Origin of the sequence: Caenibacillus caldisaponilyticus, from assembly GCF_002003465.1 — a bacterium.
Lineage (GTDB): Bacteria > Bacillota > Bacilli > Bacillales > Sporolactobacillaceae > Caenibacillus > Caenibacillus caldisaponilyticus.
In genome coordinates this window covers 56313-70873 of the sequence record NZ_BDDQ01000018.1, presented here as the reverse complement: position 1 = coordinate 70873, position 14561 = coordinate 56313, and the positions used below count along the sequence as shown (strand labels likewise).

Sequence of the window (14561 nt, the reverse complement as noted above, 5' to 3'; positions counted from 1 at the left end):
TTAATCCACTCCTCCGACCAGTTTCGTCAACCGATCGATCGCTTCGCGCCCTTCAACCTTTTCGTCTACCGCTTGTTTCAAATAATCCAGCATCGCCGGCCGCAGGCGTATCGCCTCATCGATTTCCGGCGAGCTGCCGGACTTGTACGCCCCGATTTGGATGAGATCTTCGGCTTCTTCGTACTTTGCCAATAGGGCGCGGAAACGATTGGCGGCTTTTAGATGATCGGGCGTGACGACGTTCGTCATCACCCGGCTGACGCTTTTCAGGACGTTGATCGCCGGATATTGCCCTTTTTCGGCAATCTTGCGGTCGAGGACGATGTGCCCGTCCAATATGCCGCGGGCAGCGTCGGCGATCGGCTCATCCATGTCGCCGCCGTCGACGAGCACCGTGTAAAACGCGGTAATCGTCCCGTTTTTTGCGCTTCCCGTCCGTTCGAGAAGCTGCGGCAAAAGGGCGAACACCGACGGCGTATAGCCTTTGGTCGTCGGCGGCTCCCCGACGGCCAGGCCGATTTCCCGTTGAGCCATCGCCACTCTCGTCAAGGAATCCATCATGAGCAGAACGTCCAAGCCTTGGGAGCGAAAATATTCCGCAATCGCCGTGGCCGTCAACGCGCCTTTAATCCGCATGAGCGCTGGTTGGTCGCTCGTCGCGACGACGACAACGGAACGTTCCAGGCCTTCGGGCCCCAAATCGGCTTCGATGAACTCCAAAACCTCGCGCCCGCGCTCGCCGATGAGGGCGATCACGTTGATGTCGGCGGCCGCGCGCCGGGCGATCATGCCGAGCAGCGTGCTTTTTCCGACGCCGCTTCCGGAAAAAATGCCGACGCGCTGCCCTTTCCCGACGGTAAGCAAGCCATCGATGGCGCGAATGCCGAGCGCGAGCGGTTCGGCAATGCGCGGGCGTTCAAGCGGATTGGGCGGCGGTTGATCGGTCGGATAATCGGTTAAGAGCCCGTTCAACGCACTGCCGTCCAACGGGTGCCCGAGGCCGTCGAGCACCTTGCCGATCAGTGCGTCGCCGACTTTGATTTTGAGCCCGTGGCCCGTGGATTCTACAAGGCTTTCCGGGGCGATGCGCTGGATCGGCGCATAGGGCATCAGCAGCAAATTCTCGCCGGAAAATCCAACGACTTCCGCGAGGACCGGATCGCGCTCGCCTGTGATATGTATGCGGCACAAGTCACCAACTGAGGCCCGCGGACCGCGCGATTCGATCAGGATGCCGACGACGCGCGTGACGCGGCCCAAGCGGTGATACGGATCAATTGTTTCCAGGCGGTCGATCAGCGCGCTGCGGTTCATCGCCCAATTCCTCCAAGCTTTCCAGAAGCTTTTGTTTAATGATTTTCAATTGGCTGTCGACGGATGCGACAATGCGGCCGTACGGCGTCTCGATATAGCAATCATTGGCGGCGAGAGATTCATCGACGTAAATGGCCAGGCGGGCATCCCTGACGATTTTTTGCAGTTCGTCCCTCGCCTGCACCGTCCGTTCATACCAACGCGTCGGGACGATGATTTGGATCGGGTCTTGATCGCGTGCTTCCCGGACGGCATTCGCGACGAGTTCCGTCCACCTTTCCGGTTTTTCAGCAAGCGCTTGATCAACGATTTTTCCGGCAATCGCAACGGCAAGATGCAAGATGTCCGCTTCGGCCCGCGCCAAATACGCTTTGTAATCCTGCTCGGCGAGCGCGGCGAGCCGTTTCGCCTCCGCGATTTGCTCGGCCCATTCGGCCTCGGCGGCGCGGCGGCCTTCTTCAAATCCGTCCCGGTAACCGATCTCTCTCGCCTTTTTCCGCTCCTCTTCCCGCTCGTGCGCCCAGCGCTCTCGTTCGGCCTTCAGCTTCTCCTGAAAAGCCTCGTATTCACGCGCGATGTCGGCGCGCACCGCCGCGAGTTCATCCTGAGCGCGCAAGAGCGCTTCTTTATTCGTCAATGGAGCGGAGGGCTCTTCCGGGCCGGCCGGCAATTTGGCGTGGACAATCCGCTTCGGCTCCCCGCTTTTCGGCGATTTGATCACGCTATACAACGACATCGTCTCCGCCTCCGCGTGCGATTACGATTTCTCCCGCTTCTTCTAACCTGCGTATGATCGAAACAATACGGGTCTGCGCCTCTTCGACGTCCCGCAGGCGGACGGGACCGAGATATTCCAACTCTTCTTTGAACGTTTCGACGCGCCGTTGCGACATGTTGCGGAAAATGGCCTCTTTGACTTCGTTGCTCGCCGTCTTGAGAGCCAGCAGCAAATCGTCGTTGTCGACATCGCGGATGACGCGCTGGATCGAGCGGTTGTCGAGACCGACGATGTCCTCGAAGACAAACATGCGCTTCTTGATTTCTTCGGCGAGCTCGGGGTCTTGGACGCTCAGCGCTTCTAAGATCGTCCTCTCCGTGGTGCGGTCGACGCCGTTCAGGACGTCGACCACCGCTTCGATACCGCCCGCCTGGGTGAAATCTTGGGTGACGGTCGCCGAGAACTTTTTCTCAAGGATGAGTTCCACTTCGTTGATGATCTCGGGCGACGTCCGGTCCATGATCGCGATTCTCCTCGCCACCTCCGCCTGCAATTCCGGCGGCAGGGACGACAAGATCTGCCCCGCTTGCGCCGGGTCGAGATAGGCGAGCACGAGCGCGATCGTTTGCGGATGTTCATGCTGGATAAAGTTTAATATTTGTTGCGGATCCGTTCTGCGCAAAAAATCAAAAGGTTTAACCTGCAGCGATGACGTCAGACGATTGATAATATCGTTCGCCGCATCTTTACCGAGCGCTTTTTCAAGCACTTGCTTCGCATAACCGATGCCGCCCTGACTTATGTAATTTTGCGCGACCGCAATGTTGTGGAACTGTTCGAGGACTTCATCTTTCACTTCTTGTTCGACGCGCCGGACGTTGGCGATTTCAAGCGTGAGCTGCTCGATCTCGGGCTCACTCAAATGTTTAAAGACTTGCGCCGACACTTCCGCTCCGAGGGTGATGAGAAGGATCGCCGCTTTTTCCTTGCCGGTTAAAGGTTTCTTTTTGGCCGCCACATCGATCCCTCCCTTCTTCCGTGCTAAACGACATGGGTAACGTTTTTACCGCTGGCTTCCGCCTCAGTCTTCCGAAAGCCACGTGCGCAACAACTTGGCGAACTCCGCGGGATTTTTCCGCGCCAGCTCTTCAAGCTGCCTGCGCTTATCATCTTGTTCGCCGCCCGCGAGCAGATCGATTTTCTGATCTTGAACGGCTTGCGGCTGAATTTCTTCTACCCGTTCTTCGTCTTCTTCCCGGCGGCGCAGCCGGAGAATCACGAAGATCAACACAATGATCAGCAGGACGGCAACACCGCTTGCTATTTTCAGCCAGAGCGGAATGCCCGTTTTCGGATTCGGTGTTCCGGTGACTTTTCCGTTAAACTTCTCGACGGTGACGACCGATTTGTTCGCGATTTGTTGAGGCGTCAAATTGCTTGCCTGATCGCCCAGCGACGTGGTGATGATGGTGTTTAAAATTTGTTTTATGTCTTGGACGGTTTGGTTCGACAACGACGCCGGATTGTTGGGATTCGGCGGTTCGACCATCACCTGGATCCCCAAATCCTTGATTTGGTAAGGACTTTTTTGAATATCGTTGTGAATCTTATTAAACTCGTAGTTTATCCGGTCTTCCACGCGTTGGTAATTGCCGTTGCCATTGCCCCCCGATTGGTAACCGGGCACTTGGTTGTTTCCGGTGCCGACGACGCCGCCCGCTCCGCTGCCTTGATAGCTTTCCGTGATGTGTTCCGTCGATACCGCAAGCCCTTGCATCGTATTGGGGTCGACCGGTTCGACGAGATCTTCGCTCGTCTTTTGTTTCGTAAAATCGATATCGGTCGTGACGTTGACCAAAACCTTGTCCATGCCCATCATCATGCCAAGCATTTGTTGGACGCGGCGCTGGATGTCTTTTTCGATATCCTTTTTGACTTCCTGCTGTTGTTGATAGACGGAAAGGGTCGAATCGGCGTTGTTGGCCGAATTTTTATCGTAATAATTAAAGTTCTGGTCCATAATGACGATATTGTCTTCAGGGAGGTTCGGCACGCTCTTCGATACGAGGTGATACAGCCCATTGACCTGCTCGTCGGTGAGATGGTATCCCGGTTTCAGACGAAGAACGATCGACGCCGAAGCCTCTCCTTGTTTATCGCTGACCCAGACGCTTTCTTTGGGCATGTTGATCATCACTTTGGCCGACTGAACACCGGAAATGCCGGAGATGAGGTTCGACAGTTCCGTTTGGACGGCCGCACGTTCCAGCACGTCAAACTGCTTGTCCGTCATGCCAAAGTTCGCGTTTTTTCCGAAGAAGGAATAATCGATTTGACCGGTTTTCGGCAGCCCTTCGGCGGCGAGTTCCACTTTCAAGTCGTCGACTTGATCTTTCGGAACGCTGATCGTCGTGCCGTCTTTGCCGATTTTATAAGGGATTCCCTTGGCTTCAAGCGTCTGTTTGATCTGTCCGGTTTCTTCGGGCGACAGATCGCTGTACAGCGGCGCATAGGGTTTATAAGTTGAAAAGAAGATGAGGGCGATCAAGGCGACGGCGGCGACGCCAAGCCCGGTGAACAACCAGAGTCTTTGCTTCTTTGTCGTTTTCTTCCATCGTTCCTTTGCGCTGTTTAAAAAGGTTTTTATTCTCTCATTCATCAGACGGCTCCTCCACAGCGACTAGACTTGCATGCGCATGATGTCTTGGTATGCGCTGATCACCTTGTCGCGCACTTCCACGGCGAGCCTGAGCGTAATCTCCGCTTTTTCCAGCGCAATCATGACGTTATGTAAGTTCTGGGCCTGGCCGTTCGCAAGCGCGGTCACCTGCTGATCGGACTCGATTTGCGCATCGTTTACCTTTTGTATGGCGTCTCCCAGCGCTTTAGAGAAGGATTTCTCTACGCTCGCCGCGCTGGCTGCTGGCTTCGCTCCGGCCGCAACGGTCTGGGGCGTGGCGCCGGCCGGCTGAATGGCGAATGGCATGTTGCACCTCTCCTCTCCTCATCAACGTCCAATCTGCAATGCCTTCATCAGCATGCTTTTATTGGCATTTAAGACGGTCACGTTGGCTTCGTACGATCGCGTCGCGCTCATAAGGTCAACCATTTCATTCAACGGATTGACGTTAGGCATCCGCACGTAGCCGTCGGGACCGGCATCGGGATTGGATGGGTCATAAACGAGCTTAAACGGCGTATCATCTTCGACGATGGCGCTCACCCGGACGCCGCCGTCGGGCGCTCCGCCCTGGCCGGCCGCCGCGGCCAATTGATCTCTAAAGCTCAACGGTTGGGTTGAAAAGGCGACCATTTTCCGACGATACGGCACCCATTGGCCGTTCACTTTCTCCGCCCGCGTCGTGTCCGCGTTCGCCATGTTGGAAGAAATCACGTCCATGCGCAGCCGTTCGGCGGTCAACGCGGATCCGGAAATATTCATCCCGGTAAACAAACCCATCATCCATTTCCTCCTTTAAGCACGATGTTCCATTCGTTGAATTTTCTCGAGATCGCTTCCGAGTAAGCCTGATAGGCGATCTGGTCGGTCGCGAGATTCAACATTTCCTTATCGATGTCCACGTTGTTGCCGTTGTTTTGAATGGTGGTCGTCCAGTCCGTGACGACCCGGGCGCCGTCGTCGGAATCCGTCGAAAACGCAAAATGCCTTGGATCCGTACGACGAGCCTGAAACGCGCTCTGCAACACATTGCGAAAGGCGACCGTTTTCGCCTTATAGCCGGGGGTGTCCACATTCGCAATGTTTTGCGCGATGACGCGTTGGGTAAGGTCGGCACGGTCCAAGGCTTTTTCTAATGACGGAATGGGTGTACTTCCAAAAAGATTCATGTGTTTCGCCTCTTTTCAATACCCATTTCATTATATAAGTATTTTAACAAGAATTCGCCCCATGTCATTATATTTCTCGCTCCTTCCACAAAATTCGATAAAAAAGTCCTGGACACCTTTAGGTCCTTTTTACTATTTTTTCGACACCCTTGTGAGACATTGATCACAAGCCGGTCGATTTAGGCGCTCAAAGCGCATCTCGCGGTTTCAAGCCCCTCATATCCATCGGGTTGCCCGCGCTGCTCCTGATTCGTTCCGGCCGCTCATCGCCACGGGGTTTTCGGGCAAAAAAAAACCCCTATGACCTTAACGGGTCACAGGGGTTTCATCAAAGCAACGCGCTTTCCGGGGAAGGCGTATATGCCTGATCGGCCGGATTAAGCGTGACGAATTCGGTCGAGTTCCACGAGGAATTTGTCGTTGAGGACTTTGATGTAAGTCCCTTTCATGCCGAGCGACCGGGATTCGATCACGCCCGCGCTTTCCAGCTTGCGCAGCGCGTTGACGATCACCGAACGGGTAATGCCGACGCGGTCGGCAATTTTGCTCGCCACGAGCAGGCCTTCTTTTCCATCCAGTTCATTGAAAATGTGTTCAATGGCTTCGAGTTCGCTGTAGGAGAGGCTGCTGATCGCCATTTGCACGACGGCTTTTTCGCGGGCTTCTTCTTCGATTTCTTCCGTTTTTTCACGGAGAATTTCCATGCCGACGACCGTCGCGCCGTATTCCGCCAAGATCAAATCCTCTTCCGTGAACGTTTTGTTCAAGCGGGCAAGGAGCAAGGTGCCGAGGCGTTCGCCGCCGCCGACAATCGGAACGACCGTCGTCAAACCATCGGCAAACAGATCCTTGTTTTCGACGGGGAAAGCGGTGTACGGGCTGTTGATGTCAAGGTTGGGCGATGTTTCGTTGATCGCAAATAAGCTTTGGGTGTATTCTTCCGGGAATTGCCGTTTTTCGAACATTTCCTTCATGCGTTCGTTTTCGATTTCCAATTTCAGCGCCATGCCGAGAAGCTTCCCGCGCCGGCTCAGCACGAAGACGTTCGCTTCGATGACATCGCGCAGAGTTTCAGCCATGTCATTGAAGTTAACTGGCGTTGCCGCTTTCTGTAACATATTGTTGATTTTTCTCGTTTTCTCCAAAAGATTCATCGTTTTCAATCCTCCTAGTCATTTGTTTACAAGATGTATTGGCTTAAATCGCGATTTTTTGCGATTGTTCCAAGTTTTTCATCGACATATTCCGGCGTGATCTTCACCGTTTGGAGAGAAATGTTCGGAGCCTCAAACAGCAGATCCTCCAAAAGTTTCTCCAAGATGGTATGTAAACGCCGCGCCCCGATGTCATCGGTCTCCTGATTGACCTCATAGGCGATGGTCGCGATCTTACGTATAGCTTCGTCTGAAAATTCAACATCTATACCTTCGGTTTTCAAAAGCGCCTGATATTGTTTGATCAACGCGTTGTTCGGTTTCGTCAAGATGTTGACGAAATCGTCGACCGACAGGCTGTCGAGCTCCACGCGGATCGGGAACCGGCCTTGGAGCTCGGGAATGAGGTCCGAAGGCTTCGCCATATGAAAAGCGCCGGCGGCGATGAAAAGGATGTGGTCCGTTCTGACCGTGCCATATTTCGTCATGACGGTCGATCCTTCGACAATCGGCAAAATATCCCTTTGCACGCCTTCGCGGGAAACGTCACCGGATTGGTGGTTCTTGCCGCAAATTTTGTCGATTTCATCCAGGAAGATGATGCCGGACTGTTCGGCGCGCTGGATGCCTTCTTGGATGACTTCGTCCATATCGATCAATTTTTGCGCCTCATCCTGCACGAGCACTTTCCGGGCTTCACGCACGGTCAATTTCCGGCGCTTTTTCCGCTTGGGCAGCACATTGCCGAGCAGATCTTGCATGCTCATCCCCAACTGTTCCATGCCAGCGCCTTGAAAAAGATCGAACATGCCCGGTTGCTGACTTTCCTCGACTTCCACCGTGACCATGCGATCTTCGAGTTCGCCGAGCGCCAACAGCTTGCGCATTTGCTCGCGCTTCTCCCGAAGAGAACGGTCGTCCTCGTCGTCGTCAACGGACACTTGGGCGTTTCCGCCGCCAAAAATCATTTCGAAAGGATTTTTAGGCGTTTGCGTCTTTTTTCGCGACGGAACGAGAAGCTCCACCAAACGCTCGTTGGCGAGTTCTTCGGCGCGCGACTGGACGGCCGCCATCTTTTCTTCCTTGACGAGACGGATCGCCGTTTCAACGAGATCGCGCACCATCGATTCGACGTCTCGTCCCACGTAACCGATCTCCGTGAATTTGGTCGCTTCCAATTTCACGAACGGCGCACCGACCAGTTTGGCGAGGCGTCGCGCGATCTCGGTTTTGCCGACACCCGTCGGTCCGATCATCAAAATGTTTTTCGGCACGATTTCTTCACGCAGCTTTTCATCCAAAAGACTGCGCCGATAGCGGTTCCTGAGCGCGATCGCCACCGCTTTTTTCGCTTTTTCCTGGCCGACGATATACTGATCAAGCTTTTCGACGATTTGCCTCGGTGTCAAAGCGCTAGACATGGATGGGACGCCTCCTTAAGGGATTAAAGCTCCTCCACGATGATGTGGTCGTTGGTGAACACGCATATCTCGCTCGCGATTTCCAGCGCCTTGCGGGCGATATCGGCCGCTTTCATATCTCCGGCGTACCGTTTCAGCGCTCGTCCGGCCGCAAGCGCGTAATGCCCGCCGGATCCGATCGCGAGAATGCCGTCATCGGGCTCGATCACTTCGCCGGTCCCCGAAATGAGCAAGAGTTTTTCCTTGTTCATCGCGATCAGCATCGCTTCGAGCTGCCGCAAAATCTTGTCGCTGCGCCACTCTTTCGCCAATTCGACGGCGGCTCTGACTAAATTGCCGTTGTGCTTTTCCAAACGCCCTTCGAATTTTTCGAAAAGAGTAAAGGCATCGGCGACGGATCCAGCAAAACCCGCGACGACCTTCCCTTCATATAGTCTGCGCACTTTCCGAGCGGTATGTTTCATGACCACCCGTTCGCCGAGCGTCACTTGACCGTCACCGGCCATCGCGCTCTGCCCGTTGTGCTGTATGGCAAAGATTGTCGTGCCGTGAAACGTCATGGATGGGTCCAACGTTTTCCCTCCTAAGCGCGAAGACGGTGTTTCGCGCGGACGTTCGTTCCTCTCCCAGTCGAAAGTTCTAGGTTGTGGAAAGATGGGCATGGCCAAGGGCCGCAAACCGCTCTCGCATGAAGGACGAGTGGGGCAAGAGCGCTTGCGGATGAACATGAGCCGAATGGACTGCGCGTTCAACCATTGGCCGGCGATCGCCCAAAGCTCCGGAGCGACGACCGTTCGCTTTTGGATCGGACGAACGGCGCCTCATCTGCGCCTTCGGACGAATGCCATCCCCGCGTGCAATCGATCGATTTCCCAGGCGTCCAATGGGCGCAGGCGGTCGGGGACGGCGCATTTTTTCTATTTGCCTTTTACCGCGCAATCCGCCGAAGGGCGGGATCGTCATCGGCCGCCTTTGTGGCTGTTCATGCGCACGCGCGCGCACCCGCCACCGGTTGGGCAGGTGCGATCCGACACATGAAAAAGTTTTTCCATTTCTTGCCCATATAAAAACTCCGGAAACCGTCGCGACCTTTTGGGGGTGCAACCGACGGGAACAGGCGTTTCGCAAACCCGTTTTCCGCCTCAAATTGAACCCCAAGGGCTTCCGCCCGCGGCCGGCTGCCGGACATCACGCCTTCACAAGCGAGGCGAAAAGATATAGGCAGACATCGGCGGCGTCACGGCGCCGAAATCCCGAATGATCAGGATTTCACATTCACATCAAAGCTGGCCGCTTTGACGGCGCCGGTGGATACAGGCCTATCAACTTGAGGCTCGCCGTTTGAGTTCCAAATGCTGGAGAAACGCACGGACCCTGTCTTCCACGGCTACCCCCTTCATACCAAAGGCTCCTAAATCTTATCACAATTTAGGAGCCTCTTGCAATAGATTTTACAATTTTGTAACAACATTCTGAATTGTGGTCAGAGCTCGTTCAGCCAACTTTTCGTAACGCTCTTGTTTGTTTTTGATTTTCTGTTCGAGCGGCGGGAACAAGCCGAAATTGGCATTCATCGGTTGGAAATGGGCCGGATCGGCGCTCGTAATGTAATGCGCCATGCTGCCGATCGCCGTTTCAGGCGGGAACACGATCGGATCCAACCCGAGCGCCAGCCGGCCGGCATTAATGCCGGCAACGATGCCTGCGGCCGCCGATTCCACATAGCCTTCCACGCCGGTGATTTGTCCGGCAAAGAAGAGCGTCTCCCTGTCCTTATATTGATAGGTCGGCTTGAGCAATTTGGGCGAATTGATGAACGTATTCCGATGCATAACCCCGTACCGGACGATTTGGGCGTTTTCCAACCCCGGGATCATTCGGATCACCCGTTTTTGTTCGCCCCACTTTAAAGTGGTTTGAAACCCGACAATATTGTACAACGATTTGGACGCATTGTCTTGTCTGAGCTGCACGACGGCAAAAGGTTGTTCGCCGGTTTCCGGATGGTTTAAGCCGACCGGCTTCAACGGACCGAACAAAAGGGTTTCCCGGCCGCGCTTGGCCATGACTTCCACCGGCATGCAGCCTTCAAAATAGATTTCTTTCTCAAAGTCCTTCGGCACGGCTCTTTCGGCGGTGACGAGCGCCTCATAAAACCGGTCGAATTCCTCTTCCGTCATCGGGCAGTTGATGTACGCCGGTTCGCCCCGATCGTAGCGCGATTTAAAGTACACCTTGTCCCAATTGATGCTGTCCGCCTCGATAATCGGCGCGACGGAGTCGTAAAAATAAAGGTAATCTTCACCGGTCAGACGCGCGATCTTCTCGGAAAGCGCGTCGGAAGTAAGCGGGCCCGTGGCCACCACAGTGATGCCGTCCGGGATGTCCGTCACTTCTTCATGAATGACCTCGACGAGCGGCAAGCTTTTGACCCGTTCGGTCACCAAGCGGGAAAAACGGTGGCGATCGACCGCAAGCGCCCCGCCCGCCGGCACTTCGGTTTCATCGGCGGCGGCCATAATGACGGAATCGAGCCGGCGCATTTCTTCTTTCAAAACCCCAACGGCGTTCGTCAGCCGCTTCGATCGCAACGAATTGGTGCACACGAGTTCAGCGAAATCTCCTGTATGATGGACGGGCGTCTGTTTGACCGGGCGCATTTCGTAAAGCTTGACGGGAACGCCGAGCTTCGCGATGTGCCAAGCGGCTTCGCTGCCGGCCAAACCCGCTCCGATGACGTTCACATGATTCACTGCCAACGGCGAATCCCCCCGTTTCTAACTGATTCTAGCTGAGTGGCTCGGTATAATCGCAAGCGGCGCATTGAATGTGGCCGCCGTTTTTGCCCTTTTTCTCGAAGAGCCATTGGCCGCATTTCGGGCACGTCCTTGCGATGGGTTTGTCCCATGAGACGAAATCGCAATCCGGATAACGGCTGCAACCGTAAAAGAGGCGGCGCTTTTTGCTCTGCCGTTCAACGATTTCGCCTTCGCCGCACGACGGGCATTTGACACCGATGGTTTTAAGAATGGGCTTCGTATTGCGGCATTCAGGAAAATTCGAACACGCCAAGAATTTTCCGTACCGGCCCATTTTATAAACCATCTCGTGGCCGCATTTTTCACACAAAATGCCGGCGCGCTCATCCTGAATTTCGACCTGCTTCATCTCTTTCTCAGCGGTTTTGAGACGCTTTTCAAATTCTTTATAGAAGCGGTCGATGATTTCGATCCATTTGACCTTGCCCTCTTCGATCGCATCGAGGTCATTTTCCATTTTCGCCGTGAAATCGACGTCGATGATTTCAGGAAAAAATTCAAGAATGAGTTCTAAAACCACTTCGCCGAGTTCGGTCGGGACGAATTTGCGATCCTCCAACACGACATAATGCCGGCGCTGCAGGGTATCGATGGTCGGCGCGTACGTTGACGGGCGCCCGATGCCGAGTTCCTCCATCGTCCGGACAAGCCGCGCTTCCGTATAACGCGGCGGCGGCTGCGTGAAGTGTTGTTTCGGATCGATTTTTTCCATCGTCACCGTCATCTTTTCTTCAAGCTCCGGAAGAAAGTTTTCTTCTTCACCTTTGCCGTCGTCGCTGCCCTCGATATAGACTTTCATGAATCCGGGAAACTTCACCTTCGAACCGTTGGCGCGGAAAACAACGGAGCCGTTTTCCAAGTCGGCGCGGACGGTATCGAGGACGGCCGGAGCCATTTGACTGGCGACGAACCGCTCCCAAATCAGCTTGTAGAGCCGGTATTGATCGCGGCTTAAATACGGTTTGACGTCGCTCGGCAAGAGATGAACGGAGGTCGGGCGGATCGCTTCATGGGCGTCCTGCGCGTTTTCCGCTTTTTTCGCCGGCCCTTTCCCTTGGCCGACGTAAGGCTCTCCGAACGTTTTCTGGATGTATTCCCGCGCTTCTGAACGGGCGACGTCCGACACGCGCGTCGAATCCGTTCTCATATAGGTGATGAGACCGGTGGCGCCTTCTTTGCCGATGTCGACGCCTTCGTAAAGCTGTTGGGCGATCATCATCGTTTTCTTCGCCCGAAAATTCAACTTGCGGGCGGCTTCTTGCTGCAGCGTCGACGTGATGAAAGGCGGAGCGGGTTGGCGAAGCCGTTCCTTTTTCGTGACCGACGCGACGGTAAATGTCTCGCCGTTTAACGCCTTCAGGACGGCGTCGACGTCCTTCTTCGATTTCAGCTCGGTCTTTTTGCCGTCCAGGCCGTAAAAATGCGCCGAAAACGTCGCGTCGCCCGTCCGGAACTGGCCTTCGATCGTCCAATATTCTTCCGGAACGAACTGCTGAATTTCTCTTTCCCGTTCAATGATCAGCCGCAGCGCCACGGATTGGACGCGTCCCGCGCTTAAACCTTTTTTCACTTTTTTCCAGAGCAACGGGCTAATGTTGTAACCGACGAGGCGGTCGAGCACACGCCGGGCTTGTTGAGCATCGACGAGATCCATGTTGATCGCGCGCGGATGTTTGAAAGCCTCTTTGATGGCCGGCTTCGTGATTTCGTTGAAGACGACGCGGCAATCGGACTCGATGTCGATGTCCAACGTGTTCGCGAGGTGCCAGGCGATCGCTTCCCCTTCCCGGTCGGGGTCGGCGGCGAGATACACCTTTTTCGCCTTCTTGGCGGCCGTCCGCAATTCCTTCAAGATCGGCCCTTTTCCGCGAATGGTAATGTAGCTCGGCTCATAGCCGTTTTTTATGTCAACGCCCATTTTGCTCTTTGGCAGATCGCGAATGTGCCCCATGGAGGCTTTGACCTGATATTTATTGCCAAGGTAACGCTTGATCGTTTTCGCTTTGGCCGGGGATTCGACGATTACCAAGTAATCCGCCATAAGAAGGCACTCCCCTCTTTGAAAAAGTATCAAATCTTCACTTATCTTAAAGACTGTATATCCGTTTGTCAAATGAGAGCGCCAAGAAACTCTTTTTCATTATTTATTTAATGTGAACGGGACACGCTTTATTATTATATTCGTCCCCATAAAATTTTGACAGCCAAATGATGCATCATGAATGGCGCCAGCGTATCTACAGGGGTTTCCATTTTGCCCAACCGCTTGGAGACCGCGTTCTCCGCTGTCGAACACTCCGGAAAGCGACATGCCTGCAGCCAGGACGGATCGGCGCACGTCGCAGCCTTTATCGGCCACAAAGTTAAGTGGACTCGCCCGCGATGCGGCGCGCCGCCCATTCCTCGCGGATGTCCTGGGCGGTGCGGACGAGTTTGGCGCCTTGCTGGATGAGCGCGTTTGTCCCGGCGGCATTCGGATTCAAGATCGATCCGGGAAGCGCAAAGACTTCCCTTCCTTGTTCCAAAGCTTGGTCCGCGGTGATCAACGAGCCGCTCTTTTCCCGGGCTTCCACGACGAGCGTCCCGAAAGCAAGCCCGCTGATCAGGCGATTTCTTTCCGGAAACCGATGGCGCGCCGGGGGCGTTTCCGGCGGATATTCGCTGATGATGACATGTTCGGCTTTGATCTTATCGAACAGCCATAAGTTTTGGCGAGGATAGGGATGGTTGAGGCCGGAGCCGAGAACGGCGACCGTTTTGGACGCCAGCGCTAGCCGGTGAGCGAAGCCGTCGACGCCGACCGCGAGCCCGCTGACGATCGTCCAGCCTTCGGCAACGAGAGGCTTCAGAATGCGCTCCATGCTTTTCAAACCGTCTTCACTGGGATGGCGGGTGCCGACGACGGCGAGCATCGGTTCTGAGCGCAGATATTCCGGATGACCCATCACGTATAAAACCCACGGGGGATCGGGGATGTGTTTGAATGGAAGCGGATAATCATCGTCAAAAAAGGTGAGCGTTTGGATGCCTTGTTTGCCATAGAACGCTTTCTTTGCGCAGGGATCAACGGTGCGGAGATCGCGGAGGAACTGCTCGGCCTGGTCGGCGCGGAGGCGAAAGTCGAGGATGAGGTCGCGTTCGGTCAGATCGTACAGCCGTTCAAGGTCCGGATCTTGACGGAGCAAGCGCCGGATGCCGCGTCGGCCGATGCCGCGGCACAGGTGGACATGAAACAATCTTTCTTGGACACTCAAAAGAAAACGCCCCTCTTTTCATGGATTCTTGG

Annotated in this window: 14 protein-coding genes; 1 reads left to right on the top strand and 13 read right to left on the bottom strand. The window is 54.8% G+C overall.

What is annotated here, in order from left to right; translation table 11 throughout:
* The 10 genes from fliI to hslV all read right to left on the bottom strand — a co-directional run bounded on the left by fliI (position 1) and on the right by hslV (position 9016).
* Positions 1-1314: a flagellar protein export ATPase FliI gene (fliI, locus tag CCB157_RS06430; RefSeq protein WP_077615079.1), complete on the bottom strand. Its 1314-nt coding sequence runs from the start codon at positions 1312-1314 to the stop codon at positions 1-3.
* Positions 1274-2050: a flagellar assembly protein FliH gene (gene fliH / locus CCB157_RS06425; RefSeq protein ID WP_077615078.1), complete on the bottom strand. Its 777-nt coding sequence runs from the start codon at positions 2048-2050 to the stop codon at positions 1274-1276. The genes fliI and fliH overlap by 41 nt, the downstream gene beginning before the upstream one ends.
* Positions 2037-3050, bottom strand: a complete 1014-nt coding sequence (gene fliG / locus CCB157_RS06420; protein ID WP_077615077.1) for a flagellar motor switch protein FliG — start codon at positions 3048-3050, stop codon at positions 2037-2039. The genes fliH and fliG overlap by 14 nt, the downstream gene beginning before the upstream one ends.
* 63 nt (positions 3051-3113) lie before the next feature.
* On the bottom strand, positions 3114-4691 hold the full coding sequence (gene fliF / locus CCB157_RS06415; protein ID WP_077615076.1) for a flagellar basal-body MS-ring/collar protein FliF: 1578 nt from the start codon (positions 4689-4691) through the stop codon (positions 3114-3116).
* A 21-nt stretch (positions 4692-4712) separates the two neighbouring features.
* Positions 4713-5018, bottom strand: a complete 306-nt coding sequence (fliE, locus tag CCB157_RS06410) for a flagellar hook-basal body complex protein FliE (RefSeq protein ID WP_077615075.1) — start codon at positions 5016-5018, stop codon at positions 4713-4715.
* 21 nt (positions 5019-5039) lie between these two features.
* Complete coding sequence (gene flgC / locus CCB157_RS06405; RefSeq protein ID WP_077615074.1) at positions 5040-5492, bottom strand: flagellar basal body rod protein FlgC; 453 nt, start codon at positions 5490-5492, stop codon at positions 5040-5042.
* On the bottom strand, positions 5492-5881 hold the full coding sequence (gene flgB, locus CCB157_RS06400) for a flagellar basal body rod protein FlgB (RefSeq protein ID WP_077615073.1): 390 nt from the start codon (positions 5879-5881) through the stop codon (positions 5492-5494). The genes flgC and flgB overlap by 1 nt, the downstream gene beginning before the upstream one ends.
* Positions 5882-6258: 377 nt before the next feature.
* On the bottom strand, positions 6259-7035 hold the full coding sequence (codY, locus tag CCB157_RS06395) for a GTP-sensing pleiotropic transcriptional regulator CodY (protein WP_077615072.1): 777 nt from the start codon (positions 7033-7035) through the stop codon (positions 6259-6261).
* A gap of 26 nt (positions 7036-7061) precedes the next feature.
* Positions 7062-8456 carry an ATP-dependent protease ATPase subunit HslU gene (hslU, locus tag CCB157_RS06390; RefSeq protein WP_077615071.1) on the bottom strand — a complete coding sequence of 465 codons (1395 nt, stop codon included), beginning with the start codon at positions 8454-8456 and terminating at the stop codon, positions 7062-7064.
* 23 nt (positions 8457-8479) lie between these two features.
* Positions 8480-9016, bottom strand: coding sequence for an ATP-dependent protease subunit HslV (gene hslV / locus CCB157_RS06385; RefSeq protein WP_077615134.1), 537 nt, complete (start codon positions 9014-9016; stop codon positions 8480-8482).
* A gap of 94 nt (positions 9017-9110) precedes the next feature.
* On the opposite strand from hslV, the gene CCB157_RS06380 reads away from it, so the two are divergent.
* Complete coding sequence (locus tag CCB157_RS06380; protein WP_077615070.1) at positions 9111-9494, top strand: hypothetical protein; 384 nt, start codon at positions 9111-9113, stop codon at positions 9492-9494.
* Positions 9495-9907: 413 nt separating this feature from the next.
* Here CCB157_RS06380 and trmFO read toward each other — a convergent pair whose 3' ends face one another.
* The 3 genes from trmFO to dprA all read right to left on the bottom strand — a co-directional run bounded on the left by trmFO (position 9908) and on the right by dprA (position 14529).
* Positions 9908-11215, bottom strand: coding sequence for an FADH(2)-oxidizing methylenetetrahydrofolate--tRNA-(uracil(54)-C(5))-methyltransferase TrmFO (gene trmFO / locus CCB157_RS06375; RefSeq protein ID WP_143286950.1), 1308 nt, complete (start codon positions 11213-11215; stop codon positions 9908-9910).
* 28 nt (positions 11216-11243) lie between these two features.
* Positions 11244-13316, bottom strand: a complete 2073-nt coding sequence (topA, locus tag CCB157_RS06370; RefSeq protein ID WP_077615069.1) for a type I DNA topoisomerase — start codon at positions 13314-13316, stop codon at positions 11244-11246.
* A gap of 322 nt (positions 13317-13638) precedes the next feature.
* The gene (gene dprA / locus CCB157_RS06365; RefSeq protein ID WP_077615068.1) at positions 13639-14529 is read right to left on the bottom strand and encodes a DNA-processing protein DprA; all 891 of its coding nucleotides are present in this window, start codon (positions 14527-14529) and stop codon (positions 13639-13641) included.
* Positions 14530-14561 lie beyond the last annotated feature (32 nt).

Excerpts from the sequence above, each read along its gene's own strand:
- fliF (WP_077615076.1), bottom strand. The coding sequence starts at position 4,691 with ATGAATGAGAGAATAAAAACCTTTTTAAACAGCGCAAAGGAACGATGG.
- codY (WP_077615072.1), bottom strand. The coding sequence starts at position 7,035 with ATGAATCTTTTGGAGAAAACGAGAAAAATCAACAATATGTTACAGAAA.
- flgC (WP_077615074.1), bottom strand. The coding sequence starts at position 5,492 with ATGGGTTTGTTTACCGGGATGAATATTTCCGGATCCGCGTTGACCGCC.
- hslV (WP_077615134.1), bottom strand. The coding sequence starts at position 9,016 with ATGACGTTTCACGGCACGACAATCTTTGCCATACAGCACAACGGGCAG.
- CCB157_RS06380 (WP_077615070.1), top strand. The coding sequence starts at position 9,111 with ATGGGCATGGCCAAGGGCCGCAAACCGCTCTCGCATGAAGGACGAGTG.
- topA (WP_077615069.1), bottom strand. The coding sequence starts at position 13,316 with ATGGCGGATTACTTGGTAATCGTCGAATCCCCGGCCAAAGCGAAAACG.
- hslU (WP_077615071.1), bottom strand. The coding sequence starts at position 8,456 with ATGTCTAGCGCTTTGACACCGAGGCAAATCGTCGAAAAGCTTGATCAG.
- fliI (WP_077615079.1), bottom strand. The coding sequence starts at position 1,314 with ATGAACCGCAGCGCGCTGATCGACCGCCTGGAAACAATTGATCCGTAT.
- flgB (WP_077615073.1), bottom strand. The coding sequence starts at position 5,881 with ATGAATCTTTTTGGAAGTACACCCATTCCGTCATTAGAAAAAGCCTTG.
- fliE (WP_077615075.1), bottom strand. The coding sequence starts at position 5,018 with ATGCCATTCGCCATTCAGCCGGCCGGCGCCACGCCCCAGACCGTTGCG.
- fliH (WP_077615078.1), bottom strand. The coding sequence starts at position 2,050 with ATGTCGTTGTATAGCGTGATCAAATCGCCGAAAAGCGGGGAGCCGAAG.